Annotated in this window: 14 protein-coding genes; all 14 read left to right on the top strand. The window is 35.1% G+C overall.

Translation table 11 applies throughout. The annotated features are described in order from the left end of the window. Positions 1-146 precede the first annotated feature (146 nt). The 14 genes from EO244_RS00665 (at position 147) to EO244_RS00600 (ending at position 21,856) form a co-directional block, all read left to right on the top strand. Positions 147-2,270, top strand: a complete 2,124-nt coding sequence (locus EO244_RS00665) for a polysaccharide biosynthesis protein (protein ID WP_129251943.1) — start codon at positions 147-149, stop codon at positions 2,268-2,270. 11 nt (positions 2,271-2,281) lie between these two features. Beyond that, positions 2,282-3,319 (top strand): SGNH/GDSL hydrolase family protein, encoded by a 1,038-nt coding sequence (locus tag EO244_RS00660; RefSeq protein WP_129251941.1) that lies wholly within the window; start codon positions 2,282-2,284, stop codon positions 3,317-3,319. Between the two features lie 2 nt (positions 3,320-3,321). Further along, complete coding sequence (locus tag EO244_RS00655; protein ID WP_129251939.1) at positions 3,322-4,425, top strand: lipid II:glycine glycyltransferase FemX; 1,104 nt, start codon at positions 3,322-3,324, stop codon at positions 4,423-4,425. A 17-nt stretch (positions 4,426-4,442) separates the two neighbouring features. Beyond that, positions 4,443-5,126, top strand: coding sequence for a hypothetical protein (locus EO244_RS00650; RefSeq protein ID WP_129251937.1), 684 nt, complete (start codon positions 4,443-4,445; stop codon positions 5,124-5,126). A 336-nt stretch (positions 5,127-5,462) separates the two neighbouring features. Then, on the top strand, positions 5,463-6,212 hold the full coding sequence (locus EO244_RS00645; protein WP_129251936.1) for a hypothetical protein: 750 nt from the start codon (positions 5,463-5,465) through the stop codon (positions 6,210-6,212). A 69-nt stretch (positions 6,213-6,281) separates the two neighbouring features. Continuing rightward, a complete protein-coding gene (locus tag EO244_RS00640; RefSeq protein WP_129251934.1) occupies positions 6,282-7,406 on the top strand; it encodes a hypothetical protein in 1,125 nt (374 codons plus the stop codon). 706 nt (positions 7,407-8,112) lie between these two features. Continuing rightward, positions 8,113-9,522: a right-handed parallel beta-helix repeat-containing protein gene (locus EO244_RS00635; protein WP_206734432.1), complete on the top strand. Its 1,410-nt coding sequence runs from the start codon at positions 8,113-8,115 to the stop codon at positions 9,520-9,522. 697 nt (positions 9,523-10,219) lie between these two features. Continuing rightward, on the top strand, positions 10,220-15,544 hold the full coding sequence (locus EO244_RS00630; protein WP_129251932.1) for a PAS domain S-box protein: 5,325 nt from the start codon (positions 10,220-10,222) through the stop codon (positions 15,542-15,544). Then, a complete protein-coding gene (locus tag EO244_RS00625) occupies positions 15,531-16,709 on the top strand; it encodes a hybrid sensor histidine kinase/response regulator (RefSeq protein ID WP_129251930.1) in 1,179 nt (392 codons plus the stop codon). The genes EO244_RS00630 and EO244_RS00625 overlap by 14 nt, the downstream gene beginning before the upstream one ends. 439 nt (positions 16,710-17,148) lie before the next feature. Beyond that, a complete protein-coding gene (locus EO244_RS00620; RefSeq protein ID WP_164977374.1) occupies positions 17,149-18,351 on the top strand; it encodes a site-specific integrase in 1,203 nt (400 codons plus the stop codon). A gap of 92 nt (positions 18,352-18,443) precedes the next feature. Then, positions 18,444-19,049, top strand: coding sequence for a DUF6088 family protein (locus EO244_RS00615; protein WP_129251927.1), 606 nt, complete (start codon positions 18,444-18,446; stop codon positions 19,047-19,049). A 63-nt stretch (positions 19,050-19,112) separates the two neighbouring features. Then, positions 19,113-20,144, top strand: coding sequence for a nucleotidyl transferase AbiEii/AbiGii toxin family protein (locus tag EO244_RS00610; protein ID WP_129251925.1), 1,032 nt, complete (start codon positions 19,113-19,115; stop codon positions 20,142-20,144). Positions 20,145-20,233: 89 nt separating this feature from the next. Further along, on the top strand, positions 20,234-21,205 hold the full coding sequence (locus EO244_RS00605; protein ID WP_129251923.1) for an RteC domain-containing protein: 972 nt from the start codon (positions 20,234-20,236) through the stop codon (positions 21,203-21,205). Positions 21,206-21,565: 360 nt separating this feature from the next. Then, positions 21,566-21,856 (top strand): helix-turn-helix domain-containing protein, encoded by a 291-nt coding sequence (locus EO244_RS00600; protein ID WP_129251921.1) that lies wholly within the window; start codon positions 21,566-21,568, stop codon positions 21,854-21,856. Positions 21,857-21,860 lie beyond the last annotated feature (4 nt).

Raw genomic sequence — 21,860 nt, 5'->3', positions numbered from 1 at the left:
ATAGTTGTATCGTTGTAATCTGCCCCTCTCTTTTAATTTTCTTGTAATCATTCAGATAGATAATCTGTTTTGGATTATAGATTTTGTTTTTCACTGTACTCCCTCTTTAAGGGACAAAGCTTTCTACCTTGTCAGTTTATTATGTTATGAAAAAAAAGCTGTTTGATTTATTCAATAGACGTATTCTTTCTCCATGGTGGATCTATGTTATCGATCTGTTTCTGGTGTCTTTAGCTTTTATTATTGCTTATGTTGTTCGTCTGAATTTCAATTTGCCAAATATAAGCGTCTGGGACTTTTTGGTTGCTGGAGGGTGTTGTATAGGTGTTTACGCATTTTGCTTTTTGATTTTCAGTTCGTATAAAGGAGTTATCCGACATACCGAGCTTCGTGAATTGATTCGTTTGATTTATACCACGTTCAGTGCAGTAGTCTTACTTTTTATATTCGATTTTATTAATCAGATATTTAAAGGAGGAGTGATACATGTCCCTTATCTCGTTCTTGTTTTGCAATTTATATTTTCTCTGTTTTTTCTCACTGGATTTCGATTATTGGTTAGAGAAGTATATGCTTATCTCTCTAAGGTTGATAAGACTAAAAAAACCATAATTTATGGTGCAGGCGATTTGGGATTATTGGCATTGGAGATCTTGAATAAAGAAAGAAAAGAAAATTACGAAGTTGTTGGTTTTGCAGATGATGATAAAAATAAGTGGGCTACCCATTTGCGAGATATTCAGGTGAGTAGTTTTCCTAAAGCTTTGAAAAATGGAATGAAGAAAGGTGTGACGATGCTTGTTTTGGCTGTATCCAAAATGAGAAAAGAGAAAATCAGTGAAATCACAGAGCTTTGTTTGGAAAATAATTGGGAGGTAAAAGTATTACCCGCATTTGATGACTGGATTAATGGAAAGATGCCCCCTAAAAGTGTTAGAGATGTAAAAATTGAGGACCTTTTAGGACGAGACGAAATTCAGTTGAACTTGCAACGAATTAGTCAGTGTTTAACAAGGAAAACAATTTTAATTTCAGGGGCAGCAGGTTCAATTGGTTCCGAAATTGTAAGACAGTTGCTTCGATTTCCGGTTGGTAAATTGGTGCTTCTTGATCAGGCTGAATCTGCATTATACGACTTGGAACAGGAACTTAATTCCAAATACAATAAAGCATCATTCGAATTGGTGATTGGCGACATCTCAAATTCTGTACGAATGAGAAGAATTTTTGAACATTTCACTCCTGAAATTGTCTTTAATGCTGCTGCATATAAACATGTTCCCTTGATGGAGAATAATCCTTATGAGGCTTTAAATGTAAATGTAGGCGGGACTAAAATTTTAGCAGATTTATCCGTTGAGTTTGGTGTAGAGAAATTTGTTATGATCTCTACAGATAAGGCTGTAAATCCAACAAATGTGATGGGCGCTTCAAAGCGGATCTGTGAAATTTATATTCAATCCCTGGCTCAGCGTGGTGATATTCAAACGGCATTTATAACAACTCGTTTTGGGAATGTTTTAGGGTCAAATGGGTCGGTTGTTCCTTTGTTTAAAAAGCAAATCGAACAAGGTGGGCCTGTACGGGTAACACACCCGGATATCACTCGTTATTTTATGACTATTCCTGAGGCCTGTCAGTTAGTTTTAGAAGCTGGATGTATGGGGCAAGGAGGAGAGATCTTTGTTTTTGATATGGGGGAACCTGTTAAAATCCTCGATTTAGCTAAGAAAATGATTCGTTTGGCAGGCTTAAAATTGAATGTGGATATTCATATCAATTTTACCGGACTGAGACCGGGTGAGAAATTGTATGAAGAGTTGCTGGCAACTAATGAAAACACACTACCTACGCATAACGATAAAATTATGATTGGTCAGGTGAGACCTCATAAATATGCTGAAGTGAATACGGCCATTTCTCAAATTCTGTATTATCTGAATGTTGAAAACAATGAGATGATCGTAGCCAGAATGAAGGAATTAGTCCCTGAATTCAAATCGAATAATTCTGTTTACGAATTGTTAGATGCTACCAGTCACGAAACCGAAGATAAATTATTTCTTTTTTCAAATCCGAAAACAGAATCCAAAGAAAACGGAACTCAGGCTGTCAATTCAAATACTTTGAATAGGAGACGATCCAATATGGATTGGTTAACTAAAAAAGAAGTGCCCGTTGAAGTGGCCAGAAATAGTATTGTAAAACTTAGAAAAGAAAAGCTGATAGATCCCAGTTTATTAAATAATCACGACTTAAGAAATCGTTAAAATATAAGATAATGGATAAAAAAGATTTGACCTTAGGACGAAGAATTTTATTTATACTGTTAACAGTATTTTTTGTAATAATTATAATTTCTGTGTTAGGTGAAGTTTTGGTTCGTAATTTTTATCCTCAAGTGATAATGGGCCCCAGAGTGAAATATTCTGAGAAATATGGTATAATCTGGCCCAAAAATCAGGTGATAACGAATGAAATGCCGGGTCGGTGGAAATTTACCTATACAACCAATGAGGAACATTCGCGTGGAAAAGTTTTGGGTATATCGAATGTATATAATAAAGATAATATTGTTGTTTTAGGAGACTCCTATTCTTTTGGACAAGGCGTTAATGACAATGAGGACTATCCAACAATATTAGATCAAAAATTACAAGATCGGTTTAATGTTGTCAATTTGAGCGTATCGGGTTGGGCTCTGACCCAAGAAATAAGGCGATACTATGAATTTGGACAGTTATACAATCCCAAACTGGTTATTCTTCAATTTTGTGAAAACGACCCTTGGGGAAACTTGTATTTTAAAGTGACTGATATTGAGGATGGAAAGTTCGTTTTTCATAATTCAAATAGTTCTGCAAATAAATTGAAAAGATTACTGTCAAACTCAGTTATTCAATATAGTTGTCTTTATAGCTTGGGACGATCCTTATTTAGTGGTTCATTTTTAAATAAAAAGATGCTTAATAATGCTATGGGTGAAACCACCCAAGAGGATAGGAAAAGGATCAAAGATAATCGAGAGAAGTTTTATTCTGATTTGTTGGATCTTTTTTCCAAAGATTTAAAAGCTAAAGGTGTTGATTTGTTGATGATTGCTCCCAACCGGGAACTTGATCTTTTTCCGGGAATTAAAAGAAAGGTAACCGAATTGGATTCTTTGGGCTTTCTGACTTACTATGAAACGGAAGATTGGTTCGATGCTAATATCGATTACAGTTCACCGGAAGGACATCGTTGGGGAACGAAAGGGCATTATGTAATAGGTCAGCATTTGGCAGAAATTATTAGTTCTAATAAATTATCATCGAAATAAATATGAAGATAAGTGATTTTAAAACTTGTTGGACCAGTTCCGAAACAGACCTTAAACAATGGGATGCATTTTTAAGAGATAATCCGCGAGGTCATTGTCAGCAGGTGAGTCATTGGTTGTCATCATTTAAAATATACTGTCTGGATTTTGAGTTATTGGTGGTAAAAGATTCTAACTCGAAAATCGTTGCCGGGCTTGGAGTCGTAATTGTAGGAATTCCTTTTTTTCGGGTTTTGGTTGCTCCCAGCGGTCCGATTATATCGTCGGGATTCGAAGATTTATTTGAACCGATATTGAAATTGTTTTTAGACAGAGCAAAAGATAAGAAAGTATTTTATTGTCATATTAATGTTCCGGTACTTAAGAATAATGTAAGCCTTCTCGAAACATATTGTTTGAGTAATATTCCTCAGGAAAGTATACTCTTTACAGGGAAAGTCGGCAATGAATTTATACATGTTTATGGTATTAATGGGTTAAGACCTGTCTTTATTAAATACGATGAAGAATCCAGTCCTTATGATTATGTATTCAGCAAGTTTAATTCAAATACCAGAAGAAATATTAAAGCGGCATATAAAAATAAACTTGAGTTACGGTATGCAACGTCTGAAATTGATGTAACAGCGGCTTATGATGTGATTGAAAGGAATGCTAAAATTCAGGGATATGATATCAGATCGTGGGCAGATTCCAAGCGTATGATTATGGGAATGATTCAAGAAGGTTTGTGTCTTGTACCTTGTTGTTATTCTGACGGAGTTCTAAAAGGTGCCTTAATTGTTTTTGATATTGGTCAGCGATTAACCTATGTATATGGTGGAATTATTAGAGAAGAAAAGGATTTGAAGTTAGGGCATTTCATGCACAACGAAATGATTAAGTTGAGTATAGAAAAGGGCTATAAATTTTATGATATATCTGTAAATGGAAGTGAGGGAGTCACTCGCTTTAAAAAAGGCTTTGCTGGCAATCATGTCGAATTTATAGGAAATAGATACTGGGTTTTAAATAAATGGAAATTCTTCATTTATAAAAAGTTCAATTCTCTCATTGTTAGAAATAAATTTCTAATTGCTAGAATATTAAAGTGGCGTGTGTTTTAATCATAAATTTCATTATCATGAAAAAAAATATTTTATTAGTTGCGTTTTCGTTTTTAGTTGTTGTTTCATTTTTGTCTTGTCAAAAGCATAAAAGTGGAAATGATGATCCGGGAAATATTCCAGGAATGGGTGATGCCGGAGGAGAATTAGAGGTAGAAGACACTTTGTCTTTTCCTATTGAATCGTTTTTTGTAGGAGATATTGCTGGCTGTGAGGCTAATATCATACCAGCAGATAATCCTGTAGGTTCAGGAGGAGAATGGGTTATTTTAGATGTTTCAATACAGAATATAACTGGTAATGGCGCCGATTTTTATCTGTTGGGTGGTAGTGTTATTGAATGTCAAACAGAAGGGTATCAACATGCTATTTGTATCCAAAGGATTGATATTTTTGTTGAAGCTGAAACAACCAAGACTTGTAAGTTATTAGTTTACTGCATAAATAAAGGCAGGAGTGGCAGTAGTCCGGATATCACATATTTAATCAAAGGTGTTTCAAGTTCAAATCGGATGATGAGACTTGTTGAAGCCTTAGCGAATAAAAAAATTGATATCAGGGATTATTTACCTGACAATAAGAATGAATTCAAGGAAATCTCTAAGGAGATTCAAGATATTGTTTGGGCAATAACCAATGGTTCTGGTTTGAGTGATGAGGATTGGACCTTTATCAATTCATTACCTCTTATTGAAAAATAAATTTACCCGAATCAAATTAAAATCTATTATAAAATCTTACCTGCACATAGGGTTGGGATATTAATATGACCAAACCTCTTTGATCAATATTTCTTATTGTTTGGGACTTCTCTTTTGGAAATCTATGACTTCTAAATCCTTAACGATAGAGATACAGACCTCCTCAGCTAAATACCCTGATGAAAGACTAGCGTCTTTTAAATTTAAGCTTATGATACATGACTGTCATAAAGCCGGGTATGTTTTTTTAAGATTATCGGTTGTATTGATTAGACTTTAAGAAATCAATATGTTAGGTGATTTTTGTTGTTATTCAAACTTTTATGTGTTTAAATTATGAAGAAAATTAAATTTCTTTTTGTTGCATTGTTGAGTGTCTCAATTGCATTTGTATCATGCCAAAAAGACGACTCTAAAAATAATAGGGGGCAACCTGGGCACATCCCTGGAATGGGAAATGCGGGAGGCAAGTTAGAAGTTGTAGCTCCTTTTGTGCTGCCGGATGGGATTTCATTAGTCGGCGAGATTAGAGGATCTAGTGAAAATCCGGGCGTGGGAAACAGTCGTCCTTATGCCATGGATGTTAAAAAGTTGAAAAGCGATTATATAACTACTTTAGGTTCCGGTGGACAATGGCTGGCACTCGACTTAATTTTCTCTAATGCAACTTCAGTAAGTAAGGATGTTGTTATCCCCGCTGGATGTGTGTTTGAAGCTCAGCAGGAAGGTTATCAGCATGGTATTGCCTTGCAGGATGTTCGGATACATGTGTTGGGGAATGATCAAATTCAGATCAAATTATACTTGTACTGTATTAATAAAGGAAAGGAAGGGAGTTCGACTGTTGTGACTTACGTGATTCGAGGTGTTTCGACATCTGAATGGATAATGAAACTCGTTGAAGCATTGGAATATAAAATGATTGATGTGAGTGAGTTTACTCCGGAAGAAATGGAAGAGTACAACCGAATTACGAATGCCATTCAAGATATCCTATGGGGAATTACCAACGGATATGGTGTTAATGATAGAGATTGGGATTTTATCAATGCACTGAGAGATAAAATTAATGATGTTTCACCTTGATATTCTATTAGATAGATTATGACGGGAAATCTTTTTAATGTTTTTTTTAACCAACTAAATATAATAGCTATGAAGAGAATCTTTAAGTATCTGGCTCTGTTTCTAATAATTGGAGCAGTTGTTGTCGGATGTAATAAACAAAGTTCAGATGAGATATCGGAATTTATAGACTCGTCTGATGTTATGACACTAAAAAATGGATTTGTTGGTGAATGGATGCCAATGGAAAATCCGATGTGGTGGTATAGCGATGGAACAGGAGATATTGAGATGTGCAAAGAAGAAATGGTGTTGCCTTTCTTTGATGCAGGAATGGTGCATTTGTTCAATGACGAAAACTATATGTATGTTCAGGTTCAGGCAGAAGAAGGCTGGGGAATTCGTTATTTCTCAATGAATATATGGCCTATCGAAGATCCTGATATCAATTTCGACTATGCTTCCTTTCCATATCAAATGACTTTCCCATATGGAGAATTTCCAAATTCAATGGTTTACAAAATTCCTTATGATGAAGCATGGGGGGATTGTTTTATATTGAATATAAAATTGTTATTAAGAAATGCGGATGGAACATGGCATTTCTGGTGGTTAACCAATGACAATGTAGAAAACAGCAGGGATTTTTATCTCGAGTATTGCTGGAATGATTGTGATTGTACACCGGATGGTTATAGAACACAAACTCAAGGAGGATGGGGATCTAAACCTAGTGGGAATAATCCAGGTATGTATCGTTCAATGCATTTTGATGATACGTTCCCTGCAGGTTTAACTGTAGGAGGAGACTATACCTTACTTCTGAATTCATCACAGGCTGTTCAAGATTTCTTGCCTTCGGGTGGTACTCCGGCAGCTTTAGATATGGATTATGAAGATCCTACAAGCAAGGAGTTGAAAAATGCTTTTGCAGGGCAGGTTGTTGCATTGACATTGAGTGTTGAATTTGATAAGAACGATCCTGATTTTTCAGAATCAGATTTCCTATTGGAAGACTTAGTCTTTGCTGAAGGAACCGGTTTTGAAGGTTATACCGTAGGTGAAATTTTGGCTGATGCCAATAAAGTTTTAGGCGGTGGCGTTTCGGATTATGGATTTAGCTTGAATGCTTTACATGAGATATTAGATGCTGTGAATAATTCATTTGTTGACGGAAATGTTAATGAAGAATATTCCATTTTAGTTTGTCCATAGCGATTTGTTATGTGAGAATTTAAGGGGCTATTTTATAGCCTCTTTTTTTGTGCCTATATAGCACTGAAGTTTAGTTTAAATTCATGAATGAGAGCATATAAAAACCGATTTTAATAGGAGTTGAATGTTGTCATATTCTACAATATTTGTGGCTTAATTCCCCAAATTGATGTTTTTAAAAAGGGTTTTAAATATAGATCAAAATAGATTTTGAGTGGAAAATGGTCTCATTATTAATGATTTAGATGGTGGGTTTGATTTAGGATAACTTTCCAAAGAAAATGGAATGGAAATTGAAATAGAGGATGATCAATATTGCATATGAAATTTAAAATCAGTGTCTATTTATTCAAACTTTTAAGAAAATCATGGATTAAATTCATCAACAATTAATAGGACTTAATGTAATAAAAATGGCCATTCGTAAGGACTGAGTTGTTTCGGTGAAAATTTATTGTTTTTTGTTTAATGACTAGTGTGAATTATAATTTAAACTAGTTTGAATTTTTTTTGAGAAGGATTAGAAACATTAAGTGTAGTTGAAGGATGTGTTGCTTTCATAATGTTTTTAGTATAGATGTGTAAATTTGTTTACGCATTTGTATAGATGTAGATTTTTGATATTGATTTTAATGAAGATTTCATTATGCAATATGGGCTAATTATCAGTTAGTAATTATTGTTTAAAAACTTTATTAAGATTATTATGAAGAATCTAATTTATCTGTATTTTATTTCCGCGATTTTATTTGCAGCTTGCGATGAGGCTATAAGCATCGAAGAAGAAATTGTCACACCACCCAAAGAAGAGGTTATTCCGGACCCGGATGATAATGAAAATGGTAATGAGAATGTCGTTGGAGAAAAAGATCCTATCTCAGTAATGCCATACAGTCAAATCCCTGATAAAGATTATATTATTGATTTAGAACGTTGGGATATTCCAAATGATGGTACCGATCCTGTAAAAACGACTGATAATTTGCAAGCTGCTATTGATTGGGCTGCCACTGAAGGTTATGGGAAAATTCATTTACCAGCAGGACATTATTTAATTGGGAAGTTAGGAAATGCTGTTTTTCAAAGGGGTATTAATTTGAAAAGCAATATGGCATTTCTATTGGATAAAGATGCCATTATTGAGATGGCTCCCAATGACAAATGGAATTACTATGTTATAGAAATTAAGAAACAATCCAATGTTGTAATTTCCGGAGGAACAATAATAGGTGATCGTGATAATCATACATATACGCCTAACAAAAATGGAAGCGTTTATCATGATGGTGGTCATTTGATTGCCATTATTAATGAAAGTGAGAATGTAACGGTTGAGAATGTAGAATTGAGTAAGGCTACTGGTGATGGTATTCTTCTTCAGGGATACGAAGGTGAAGGCTCTTTTGTAAAGAACATTGAAATTAGAAAAAACAATATTTTTGAAAACAGAAGACAAGGCGTATCTATTGTTGGAGGCGTAAACGTATTGATTGAAGAAAATGAGATTCATCATATCAATGGAGTTGCGCCACAATATGGTATTGATGTTGAAAGTGAAATTTATTTTAGCGAAGACATCAAAATTTTGTCCAATTACTTTCATCATAACAAAGGCGGAGATATTGTCAATTTTGATGCGAAGAAATTGCTTATTGAAGACAATGTTTTCGAGGAAGGTGAGGGGAATTCCTATGTTGGCCCGGGAATTGTTTATTACAATAACACCGAGCAGATCATTCGTTTTAATACGATTACACATGTTGCTACTGATGCAGTAAACAAGGATAATGGTATTATTATGTATTCGAATGGTGAGCCCAAAACCAATCATGATGTGACTTACATATATGAAAATACCTGTTCAAATTGTGGTTTTTACATGTATGATGGTGCTGACTTGGAAATTCGAGATAACACATTAACAGAGGGGCATTTAATATTCAAGAATATGACTAATCTGACACTTCAAAATAACAAGGTAACACATCCTGATAAATGTAGAGCTATGATATTTAAAGGAGTTAGTGGTGATGCAAGTGGTAATACATTGAATGGCGACTCAGTTTTGATTCCATTAAATTCAGAGCCTATCGATGGTTATGGCTGTGATATGTAGGGGGATTAAATATATATTCTGGTTAAGAATAGGTATTTAATAAGATTAACTATTCGAAAGCTGAAAAAAGCATCAAGGTTTAAGGATCTTGATGCTTTTTTTCATGCAAAATGTCCCAGATTTAATAATATTGTGAAGCTTCTTGAGATTACAGTACTAAAGTCTCATAGGTCGTTCGACACACATAGGCACTATTATTAAAGGGTAAAAACACTAATAGCTGTGATTCCATAAGAGCTAGACCATACTACTAAAGGGATCACACAATTTTATCTTAATGCTTATAAAAACCATTTTTTTGATACTGGTAATGGGGGGATCTCATTTCATATAATGAGTGAAGTTTATTCATAAAAACATTTTTTATGAAGAGTTTAGTTCTATAGAATTTAAACATAAGGAATTTCGTTATTTATTTTTAAAAACGTATATTATAGATCAATACTAACCAAATTAGTAGTAAATATATTGATGTATTGAGAGAGAAGAAGGCTGTTTTATTATATTAATGAAGGGATTTTGTAGATGATTTTCTTAAATCATACCCCTCATGAATCTTCAGGAATTAAGGTAGCTTGTGTTGTAGGAAGCGGATATATATATAAGGAACCTAACTCTATAAGTGTTCTGTTTAATTCAAGAGCATACATTGATATGGGGTAGATTTTAAATTTATTTAATTGATATACCGAATAACATGAAGAACGTTAATGCTTGGAAAGCATGGTTATTATTTATCATGGCTTTATTTTTCTCGCTTATTGCTGCATTTCTTGTGAAGTTTGAAATTGATAAAAAAGATGAAGCTGAATTTAGGTTTGAATGTAATGAGATCAGTAGTAAAATAGATTTGCGATTGCATGCTCACGCACAACTACTTCGTAGTGGAGCTGCTTTTTTTGATTCTTCAGACACAATAAGTCGAGAGGATTGGCATAATTTTATAAAACAGTCTAAAGTTAATTTGAATTTGCCAGGAATCCTGGGAACAGGATTTTCGATGGCAATACCTTCAGATAAATTATCGGAACATATAAAAGAAATCAGAAATGAAGGTTTTTTAGATTATAAGGTATGGCCAGAATATTCTCGTGAGATTTATACGTCCATCGTTTTTCTTGAACCTTTTTCGGGTCGCAACCTTCGTGCTTTTGGTTATGATATGATGACTGAGCCGGTGAGAAGGGAAGCCATGGAACGTGCCCGCGATATGGATATTGCTGCCCTTTCAGGAAAAGTACTGTTGGTTCAGGAAACCGATAAAGATGTTCAAGCTGGTAATTTAATGTATGTGCCAGTATACCAAAAAGGAGTTACACTAAATACTGTTGAACAACGCAGAACTGCAATTAAAGGTTGGGTATATAGTCCATATCGGATGAATGATCTGATGCTTGGTATTCTGAGTAAGTGGGAGCAGGTTGATAACAAAAAAACATTTTACTTACATATTTTTGATGGTGTAAATTGCACCTCTAAATCCTTATTATATGAATCTCATCCTATCGAAGAGCAAAAGAAATCGGAAAGGATACGTTTCAGCTTAAAGGTCCCGATAAATTTTAATGGTCACCTGTGGACGTTGGAGTATTCACAGCGAAAAGAAAATATGATTATTGAGTATATGGCCTCATGGATCATATTTCTTGCGGGAGTAATTATTAGCATATTAGTATTGTTGCTCACTAACTCAATGCTTAGTACAAAATTTAAGGCTCAAAAGATTGCAGAGGTATTAACCTCCGAATTAAAAGAAAGTGAACGCTTACTGAAAGAGTCACAAGAGATAGCACGCTTGGGAACTTATTCTCTGGATATAAAAACGGGGATGTGGAGGAGCTCAGAAATACTCGATGCTATTTTCGGGATTGATGAAAATTATACACATTCAATTGAGGGATGGAGTGCTATTATTCATCCTGATTATAGAGAATTGATGCTGGATTATTTTCAAAATGAGGTTATTGCTCAGAGTCTACCTTTCAATAAAGAATATAAAATAATTAAAAACAGCAATAAGGAAGAACGTTGGGTGCATGGTTTGGGTAAATTAGAATTGGATAGCAATGACAATCCTATCCGGTTAATAGGAACAATAAGTGATATTACTGAACGCAGACTTGCTGAGGAGCAATTAAATTTAAGTCGAGAACAATACCGAAGCTTATTTGAGAATTCACCACTCGGGATCTACCGATCAACTCCTGATGGGGAAATTATTAATGCCAATAAAGCTCTCTTGACAATGTTGGAATATGAATCATTGTCTGAATTACAAAATAGAAATCTTGAAACCGAAGGGTACAGTGAAGAATCCACGATTAGCCGTAAGCAGTTTGTCGAAATGATTGAAAGAGATGGTTATGTAAGAGGTTTGGAGGAAAGTTGGACAACTAAAACTGGGCGAATCATTCCAATTCGGGAAAATGCACAAATCGTTAAAGGAATAAATGGTAAGGTATTTTTTGAAGGTACTGTGGAAGATATCTCCGAACGAAAAAAAGCGGAATTTGAAATTCAAAACATAACCAACCGTCTAAAACTTGCAACAAGTGCTGCCAATATTGGAATTTGGGATTTGGATGTCGTCAACAATACGTTGTTTTGGGATGATTCGATGTACAAACTATATGGAATTTCAGCCGAAACCTTTTCTGGTGCATACGAAGCCTGGGAGGCAGGTCTTCATCCAGACGATTTGTTAAGGGGGCGTGAAGAAATACAGATGGCTTTAAAAGGGGAAAAAGAGTTTGATACTGAATTCCGTGTGCTTTGGCCTGATAAGTCTGTTCATTACATAAAAGCAAATGGTTTTGTTACTCGTGATGTCTTAGGAGAGCCTATTCGTATCATAGGGACAAATATGGATATTACTGAACGTAAACTCGCGGAAAAACAGATCCGCTTGAGTCAGGAACAATATTCTATCGCTGTTGAAGGCTCCAATGATGGTATCTGGGATTGGAACACAATTTCCAATGAGGTGTATTATTCACCCCGATGGAAAAACATGTTGGGGTATAACGATGAGGAATTGGAAAACACCTTCAGTACTTGGGAAAGTTTATTGCATCCAGAAGATTATACCCAGGTTTTATCTGTTATTCAAGCTTACTTTGATAATGAGATTCCGGAATACAATGTGGAGTTTAGGATGAAACATAAGGATGGAAGTTACAGGTGGATACTTGCCCGTGGGAAAGCCTTGCGAAATAAAGACGGAAAACCTTATCGTATGGCTGGCTCACATACCGACATCACATCTCGAAAAATGGCTGAAGAAGAGATTAATAGATTAAATGAGCACAACCAATTAATCCTAAATTCTATTGGAGAAGGAATTTACGGACTGGATCTGGAAGGTCGAATGACCTTTGTAAACCCGGCAGCGGCAGCTATGATAGGAAAACCGGTTGAAGAACTCATTGGTAAACAAGGTCATGCTGACCACCATCACACCCGACAGGATGGATCTCAATACCCTCGTGAAGACTGTTTGATTTATAATGTTTTTCGTACAGGGGTAGCTAGTCATGTGGATAATGAAGTGTTTTGGCGGGCGAATAACACAAGCTTTCCTGTTGAATATACATGTACGCCAATAAAAAAAGACTCAGGAAATTTGATAGGAGCAGTTGTTGTATTTAAAGATATTACTGAGCGTAAACAAGTCGAGAAGGAATTGAAAGAAAGTGAAAAACGCCTTCGCACAATTATAGAAACATCTCCTGTTCCTATCGTTATCTCAAAGCTTTCTGAAGGGATTATTGTGATGGCAAATGAAAGCCTTGGTAAACTCTTTAGAATTTCGTTATCGGATGCGATTGGACAGAAAACACCTGACTTTTATGCAAATCCAGAGGATAGAAATAAACTGGTGGAGAAATTAATGAAGGATGGCATTGTGGATAATTATGAAATTATTTTAAAAAAATCAGATCAGGAATTATTTTGGGGTTCAGTATCGCTTAAATTAATGACCCTTGATAATGAAGAGGTCTTAATAGCAGGATTTCATGATATCACAGAAATGAAAAATGCTGAGGAAGAAATTCTGAAACATCGTGAGCATCTTGAAGAAATGGTCTCTGAACGAACCCGGGAATTAACCATTTCACAGCAACAGTTGGAACAAAGTCTTAAGGATATTACAGATTATAAATTTGCCCTCGACGAATCAAGTCTTGTTGCTATTACCGACTATAAGGGCGTTATTAATTATGCGAATGATATTTTCTGTAAAACTTCAAAATACAGTCGGGAAGAACTCATCGGTAGAACCCATAGAATTATCAATTCGGGTTATCATTCAAGTGATTTTTTTAGTGACTTGTGGCGTACAATTTCAAAGGGGAAAGTTTGGCGAGGCGAAGTTAGGAATAAAGCAAAAGACGGTAGTTTTTATTGGGTTGATTCAACAATCGTACCCTTTCTTGACAAGCAGGGGAAGCCGTATCAGTACGTATCTGTTCGATTTAATATTACAGACAAAAAACGTTCAGAAGAAAATCTAATCAAAGCCAGGGATGCAGCTAATTCTGCTAACCAGGCTAAGAGTGAATTTCTGGCTAATATGAGTCACGAGATTCGTACTCCGATGAATGCCGTTATTGGATTTTCTGAACTTTTATCTAAAACTGTGAAAGATGAAAAACAACGCTCACAGGTAGAGTCGATCCGTAGCAGTGGGAAAAATCTGTTGAGAATTATCAATGACATTCTGGATCTTTCGAAAATTGAAGCGGGTAAAATTGATATCAGACCTTTACCTGTTAATCTTTATAGTTTAATTAGTGAAGTCGAAAATATGTTTGCCCCCAAGGTGAATGAAAAAAAGATTGATTTCTCTATCGAATATGAAAGTACAATTCCCAAATTACTTCTTCTTGATGAAGTTCGTCTGCGTCAAATTTTGTTCAATCTCATTGGGAATGCTCTTAAATTTACTGATATGGGACATGTTGTTTTAACGGTTGATGCACAAAGGAATATAAACTTGAAAGATAATTATGACCTGATTATACATGTTGAGGATACAGGAATTGGTATCCCGACTGATCAACAGAAATTGGTTTTTGAGCCTTTCACCCAACAAGCAGGACAAAGTGCAAAATATGGGGGTACTGGTTTAGGTTTACCCATAACAAAAAAATTGGTTGAAAAAATGGGTGGTACAATTCATCTTGAAAGTGAAGTAGGTAAAGGGAGTAATATAACTGTAAAGATTCCAAACATATCTACTTCTGAGACTGAGATTGAAGCATCAGAGAGTCTGTTTGATCCAACTATCATAAAATTTAAAGAAGCGAAAATTTTGCTAGTTGATGACAATGAATTAAATCGAGAATTGATAAAGGACATGTTGGAACATTCTCAGCTTGATATCTTGGAAGCCGAAAATGGTGAAGAAGCTGTGCAGTTAGCAAGAATAAATCTGCCCAATTTAATCCTGATGGACTTGCGTATGCCAGTAATGGATGGTTATAGGGCCACCGAAATACTGAAGCAAACTAAAAAAACTGAATCAATCCCGATTATTGCAATTTCTGCTTCTGCAAAAAGAGTGATAACTGGAAACAGAAATAAAGAAATGTTCAATGAGTTTTTAATGAAACCATTGGATGCTTCTGAATTGTTTGACAAGATGAAGAAATATCTCACATACCAAGTTAAAGAAGAAGTGGTGACCGTTGATTCCAGACAAACTGAAATTGTACTGACTGAAGAACAATTAAATCAGATACCTGAACTTATATCAGTTCTTGAAAATAAATTTGGCCCTATTTGTCAGGAGGCTATTAAATCCCAGATGATTGACCAAATCGAAGAATTTGGTAAAGATTTAATTAAACTAGCTGAAGAAAGTAGAATTGAATATCTTAAAGATTATGCAAGCGAGGTTTGTCGTTTGGCGGAAAATTTTGAGATTGACAGATTATTGAAAACTTTAATGAGATTCCCGAAAATAGTAGAGCAACTTAAATTGAAAAGATATAACCTAAAACCTTATGGAAACAATTAGCAATAATAAAATTAAGATACTTGCAGTTGACGATAATCCTAAAAATATTCAGGTAATTGGTAGTATCCTGCGCGATGAGGGCTATTCTGTTGGATTTGCATATGATGGTCAGCAAGCCTTAAATCTTTTAAATAAAACAGAAGATTTTGATCTGGTCCTTTTAGATGTAAATATGCCCGTAATGGATGGTTTCGAGACCTGTAAAGCCATGCGTAAAAACGAAAGGATGAAGGAAATTCCTGTTGTATTCCTGACTGCACTTAACGAATCTAAAGATGTGGTTAATGGTTTTCAAGCTGGTGGGCAGGACTATATAACCAAACCTTTCAATTCACAAGAAGTGTTAGTGAGAGTGAAAACACATATCGATCTGAAAAGGAGTAAAGATCAACTTAAAAAAGTAAACCAATGGCTTGAAGATAAAGTAGAAGAACGCACCAAAGAACTCCGGAAAGCCAATAGTGAACTTGAAGAAGTCAATCAGGAATTAGGTGTTTTAGATAAAGCAAAATCAGACTTTTTGTCCCTTATCAGCCATCAAATAAATACACCTTTAAATGGTATTATTGGTTTTATTACAGTGCTGAAAAATGAACAGGTCGATGCTAATGTTAAAGAGATGTTACATTATCTTGAACTTTCTGCCAATCGGCTTCATCGGTTTGCTAAAGTCAGTTTGAAAATTACTGAGCTACGCATTAAAAAGCAGCCTCTTCAAAAAAGAGAAATTAACCTAAACGAATTAATTGAAATGACCAAATTTACACTTTCGGAACAAATTAAGACAAAAAGAGTAAATGTCGTTTTTGATGGTAATATTGATAATGCACATATAAATGGTGACCCAGAGCTGGTTGAATTTTGTTTTGAAAGTATTCTTGATAATGCGATTAAGTATTCTCCTGATGACGGGATTGTTCGTGTGAATATAGATTCTGATTCAGAAAAAACAACCTGTTCTTTTACTGATCATGGTGAGGGGTTTAATCCACAGATATTAAAAAACATGTTTAAACTTTTTGTTACAGGCTCTCAGTATGATGATGAAAATACTGGCCTCGATCTAGCTCAGGTGAAACTTATTATGGATGCTCATGAAGGAGAAGTTATCGCGACTAATAATGAAAAGAAAGGAGCCACTCTTGTATTAATTTACCCCAATTAAAATGAGATGAAAGTGACTGAATAATCTGTACGATTGACAGGATATAGGCTCATTAATCATCCTATAAATCGCTATAATGATATTGTTCGATATTATTAGGCAGCTCTTGTAAAAATGTTCCGGCTTATGAATTGCAGCTACATCTCAGTTATTCCCAATAAAAAAAGCAGCATGTGAAATGCTGCTTTGCTTGTTTTTACTGGCGGAGAGGAAGGGATTCGAACCCCCGGCACCTTGCGGTACACGAGCTTTCCAGACGTGAAATGTGCTATTGTATAATTCCTAAATATTTGCTGTTATTTGCTTACTTGTGTTGTAAATGCTGCGTTTACAGTGCTTTGTGTTGCTTTTGTTTTTTCTTTTATAAAGAAAGAAAATGTATATTTATGAAGCATTTGTTGCAACCATGTTGCAACCGGGATTATTTAAAGCTTTAAATATGGCATCAGTAAAAATTGTTTTTTATAAGCACAAAGTTCTTGACGATGGAACATCTCCTATCGTATTACAAATAATTCATAAACGGATACGAAGGATTCATTCACTCAAGTATTCATGTAAAATTGATGAATGGGATGATAATCAGAAAATAATAAAATCAAAGGATAAAAGCCAAAAGCATTTTATTCGGGAAATGAATATGCATTTTGAAGAGTCTCTTCTCAAAGTGAAAAAAATAATTCTGGAATTAGAACGTGAAGCTAAGAATTATACCGTTGACGATATAATTTCTAAACTAAAAGGAGTCGACTCAGCATCGGTTTTAGATTTCATTGAGAAAAGGATTGAAGAACTTTACAAGCAGAAAAAGGATGGAAATGCCCAGGCGTATAAAAATCATTATGGAGTTATAGGTCAATTTATAAAATCAAAAGATTTTACTTTCGATCAGATGACTTACAAGTGGCTGAAAAAATTTGAAACTTACTTGATCTCCAGAGGAAATAGCACAAATGGAATTTCATTCCAAATGAGAACGCTTCGTGCTATTTATAATCGGGCAATAAAAGAAAAACTGGCAAAGAAAGAGAATTACCCTTTTGATGATTATAAAATACATAGCACCAAAACTCAAAAGAGAGCACTAAAGAAAGAGGAGATAATTAAAATTCGCGACTTGGATCTAACAGGAAAACCTGCTGTCGAACGAGCAAGAGATATATTCATGTTTAGCTTTTATTGTATGGGCATGTCTTTTGTCGATATCGCCTACTTAAAAGTCGAAGACATTCGAAATGGGCGTTTATATTATTCAAGACAAAAGACTTCGCAGCAATATAATTTTGAATTGCTTCCCCCCGCTATGGAAATCATTAAAAAATATTCAGACTTAAGGAATCCGGATGAGTATGTTTTTCCTATTATAGATCCCGATAATGATGATCCATATAGGAGTTATCAAACTCAAAGACAAAAAACAAACCACAAATTGAAAGATGTAGCTAAGCTTCTCGAAATCTCTACTTCTTTAACTTCTTACGTGGCCCGACACTCCTGGGCAACTATAGCAAAACGTTCCGGCGTTCCTACTGCAGTTATCTCTGAGGGTCTGGGTCACACTACCGAAAAAACAACCCAAATCTATCTGGATAGCTTCGAGAATGAAGTTTTAGATGCAGCCAATAGATTGATTACCCTTTAGCTTGTACAATTGTTTATCAAATTTATAACAGAATAGAATTTGATTTTTGTCGCAAATTATTGCTATATTTGCGACAGAAAAGCTATGTAACTATGTGTGATTCTATAGAATATAAGATCTTACAACATTTAAAAAGATCGAAAAAAGGTACTATCTTCTTAACTGATGATTTTTTGCAATATGGAAGTGCTAAAGCAGTTTCTAAAGCGCTTGAACGTCTAGTTAATAAAGAGGAGGTAGAACGGATCGCTCGTGGTGTTTATTCACGTTTGGCAACTGATCCATTTATTGGAAAAGTACGTCCTTCTATCGAAAATGTTGCTCAGGCCATTGCAAAAAGAGATAAAGCCCGTATCATTCCAACTGGATCAATGGCACTCAATGCTTTAGGTTTATCTACACAGGTGCCTATGAAAATTGTGTATCTCACTGATGGTTCTCCTCGTACACTGCAAGTTGGAAAAAGAACGATAAAATTTAAAAGAGTGTCGCCCAGAAGCCTTTCAACGAAAGGCGTTATTAGCAGTCTAGTAATACAAGCTCTAAAAGAGATTGGTAAAGGGAATGTGACGGATAGTGAAAAAGAGATAATTATGAAACATTTACTCAATGAGGATGTTGAAAAATTAAAACATGATATTCTGTTGGCACCTGAATGGATAAGAATAATCATGAGAAAAGTTCTTGTTCAAGAATAACCTTTAACAATTTCTCTTCCTGGATTTCATTGAGTTTTAAAAATAACGACAAATAGAACAATAATGCGTAAATGGCATCAATTACCACTAGGAACAAGAATTAAGGCTTATACTGATATTTCATACGATGTTAAACTCCCGGCTTTCGCCATCGAAAAAGACTGGTGGGTTGTGCAAACACTTGCCATAATTTTTGAAATGGAAATTGGAAAGCATCTGGTTTTTAAAGGAGGAACCTCTTTGAGTAAAGCCTGGAATTTGATAGAACGGTTTTCTGAAGATGTTGATTTGGCTGTTGATCGAAGCTTTTTTGGTTTTAATGGAGAATTGACAAAGAGGAAGGAAATCACTAGACTTAGAAACGAATCCAACAAATACATTACAGAGAAGTTTTTTCCGGAACTATCAGTTAGGTTTATCGAAAAGGGATTAACAGATGTTAAGTTAGCCTTGGTTGATGCCAAAGACTCTGATCAGGATCCCCGTATTATAGAAATTTATTACCCCAACGTGATTCCCTCTCCAGGTTATATTCAGCCTAGAGTTCAAGTTGAAATCGGCTGTCGTTCTCTGAAAGAACCGTTCTCTGTTCGTTCATTCAAGTCCTTAATCGATCAAACCTATCCGGATACACCATTCGCTCAAAAACCGATTAATATTCCAACTGTTAATCCGGAGCGAACATTGCTTGAGAAAGTGTTTCTGTTGCACGAAGAGTTTAAACGCCCAATCGAAAAAATAAGAGTTGATCGTTTAAGTCGACACCTTTACGATGTGTATCAATTGTCTCAGACTGAGTTTGCAGATAAGGCAATCGCGGATAAAACCTTGTATGAGACCATTGTGAATCACAGATATCGTTTCGCTAAACTTGGCGGTGTCGATTACAATCTCCATCAACCCCAAACGATTTGTATTATACCGATTCCTGATGTTATAACCCTTTGGGAAAAAGATTATAAAGTCATGCAAGAGCAAATGATTCATGGTGCATCTCCATCATTTAAGGAACTGATTGAAAACTTAACGAGTTTCAACCAAAAGATCAATGGAATAGATTGGAAGATTGAGGGGAAATTCAAAAGCTTGTTATAGCTCATGAGTTGATAACTGCCTGATATACTGACTTGTATTTTTGGGGTTTTGAAAAACTTTGTTAAATTAAGTGACTAAAAATCACTTATATGATCAAAGATTCAAGCTTAATGGCCTTGGAGAATGAATTGTCTAAGACCGATATTGTTTTTAAAAATGAAGGTGGTATATCCACATTGCATTTCAACAGTTTTTCCAATCCGAATGATTTTAAGGGAAAATTAGAACGTCTCTACCTAAATTTCTCAAAAGAATTAAGTCAAAACTTAAAAGAATTGACAACTGGAGATTCTCGATTGCATCATTTGGAAATGATATTGAGAATTTTCGTTAGCCTTCAAGACAAATTAGGCTCAAATCTGACAGTACTTAATTCGCCTCAGGAGATCACAGTAAAGTCTGAAGTGGATCCAACCTGTATTTATACAAAAATAACGGACGTTCCGGATTTGATTTCATACTTCTGTTTTCAAAAGAATACCATCCTGGAATCAATCAGATTGATCAAGACCTACAGATTAAAATTTAGAAAGAACTCCAATGAATATTGGAAAGATATTTTAAAAGATTTTTATCCCCATTACTGTCGGTTGAGAGATGAATTGAGTGAGATTGTTTTGATCGAGGATAAAATGCAATTTTTAAAAGATCAGCGAAAAAGGCTTGATCTGGTATTTCAAGAGCAGGGGATAAATTTATTTGATTCTCCTTTAAATCTGTTCTTTGAGTTTCGTATTGATGCTCTTAAAGATTTGTACATCTCATCAAAACTAAATCCAGATTCAAGACCTAAACCAATAGAACAACCTCTGAAATGGATCGGAGATAAGGTGAACTTTGTTGAGTTGATCTTATCAATTGATTTATTAAAAGTTGTGGAATTTGTTGATGGTAGCCCCGTTTCAAGGAAAGAACTTTTCAGACGATTCGAAATCTTTTTTGATTTACTACACATTAACGATTTAGGAAGTCGAATCCACAAGTTAAAAATGCGTTGTGAATGCACTTCATTTCTCGATAAATTAAAAGAGGCGTGTGAACGTTTCCTAAATGACAAATAATGAGATATTTGGTGTGATTTTAGTGTTATGTTTTATATTTTAAGGCGTAACTGTCTGATAATCATATGCAGGTTGCATATAATCCTGAATTTGGCGAAGCAATTCGGTGCAAGCCTGCGAAAATCAAACATAGAGCAAAAAAAAATAAAGCGAGCGATCACTTGTTTTTAGGGATCTATAGCCTTTTTCCTTAAAAGCGATAAATTTTTTTTATAGGCAACCTGCATAATCTTTTTCATTTCCTTCTTTAAACTTGTTGCATCCATCCGCTGACTGATGTATTAGATTTCTGTAACAAAGACAGATATACGGTCACTGAGCGGTGTCGAAGTGTAATTATTAATTTGTAAATTTTTCGTTATGCATCAAGAACAAGAATTAGTAAAAGTCTTCTTAGAACTTACCGACAAGGTGAAATCCATTGAGACCCAACTCAAGCAGATTTCCCTAAATGAAAGAAACCCTTTGGGTGACATTTATCTGGATACCGATGAGGTTTGCGCCTTACTCAAGATCTGCAAACGCACCCTTCAAAAGTATCGCGATGAGTCCAGTATTTCTTTCATTCTGCTTGGAGGCAAAACCCTCTACAAAACCAGCGACATCAAAGAAGCCCTGGAAAAGAACTACCAGCCCGCACTGAACTCTTAATCAG

Source organism: Ancylomarina salipaludis, assembly GCF_004122035.1.
GTDB classification, from domain to species: Bacteria; Bacteroidota; Bacteroidia; order Bacteroidales; family Marinifilaceae; genus Ancylomarina; species Ancylomarina salipaludis.
This window is presented reverse-complemented; position numbering and strand designations above follow the sequence as displayed.

What these genes read in the sequence shown, in the direction of transcription:
- EO244_RS00600 (WP_129251921.1), top strand. Translation starts at nt 21,566, where the DNA reads ATGCATCAAGAACAAGAATTAGTAAAAGTCTTCTTAGAACTTACCGAC.
- EO244_RS00630 (WP_129251932.1), top strand. Translation starts at nt 10,220, where the DNA reads ATGAAGAACGTTAATGCTTGGAAAGCATGGTTATTATTTATCATGGCT.
- EO244_RS00635 (WP_206734432.1), top strand. Translation starts at nt 8,113, where the DNA reads ATGAAGAATCTAATTTATCTGTATTTTATTTCCGCGATTTTATTTGCA.
- EO244_RS00615 (WP_129251927.1), top strand. Translation starts at nt 18,444, where the DNA reads ATGTGTGATTCTATAGAATATAAGATCTTACAACATTTAAAAAGATCG.
- EO244_RS00605 (WP_129251923.1), top strand. Translation starts at nt 20,234, where the DNA reads ATGATCAAAGATTCAAGCTTAATGGCCTTGGAGAATGAATTGTCTAAG.
- EO244_RS00640 (WP_129251934.1), top strand. Translation starts at nt 6,282, where the DNA reads ATGAAGAGAATCTTTAAGTATCTGGCTCTGTTTCTAATAATTGGAGCA.
- EO244_RS00665 (WP_129251943.1), top strand. Translation starts at nt 147, where the DNA reads ATGAAAAAAAAGCTGTTTGATTTATTCAATAGACGTATTCTTTCTCCA.
- EO244_RS00660 (WP_129251941.1), top strand. Translation starts at nt 2,282, where the DNA reads ATGGATAAAAAAGATTTGACCTTAGGACGAAGAATTTTATTTATACTG.
- EO244_RS00620 (WP_164977374.1), top strand. Translation starts at nt 17,149, where the DNA reads ATGGCATCAGTAAAAATTGTTTTTTATAAGCACAAAGTTCTTGACGAT.
- EO244_RS00655 (WP_129251939.1), top strand. Translation starts at nt 3,322, where the DNA reads ATGAAGATAAGTGATTTTAAAACTTGTTGGACCAGTTCCGAAACAGAC.
- EO244_RS00625 (WP_129251930.1), top strand. Translation starts at nt 15,531, where the DNA reads ATGGAAACAATTAGCAATAATAAAATTAAGATACTTGCAGTTGACGAT.
- EO244_RS00650 (WP_129251937.1), top strand. Translation starts at nt 4,443, where the DNA reads ATGAAAAAAAATATTTTATTAGTTGCGTTTTCGTTTTTAGTTGTTGTT.
- EO244_RS00610 (WP_129251925.1), top strand. Translation starts at nt 19,113, where the DNA reads ATGCGTAAATGGCATCAATTACCACTAGGAACAAGAATTAAGGCTTAT.
- EO244_RS00645 (WP_129251936.1), top strand. Translation starts at nt 5,463, where the DNA reads ATGAAGAAAATTAAATTTCTTTTTGTTGCATTGTTGAGTGTCTCAATT.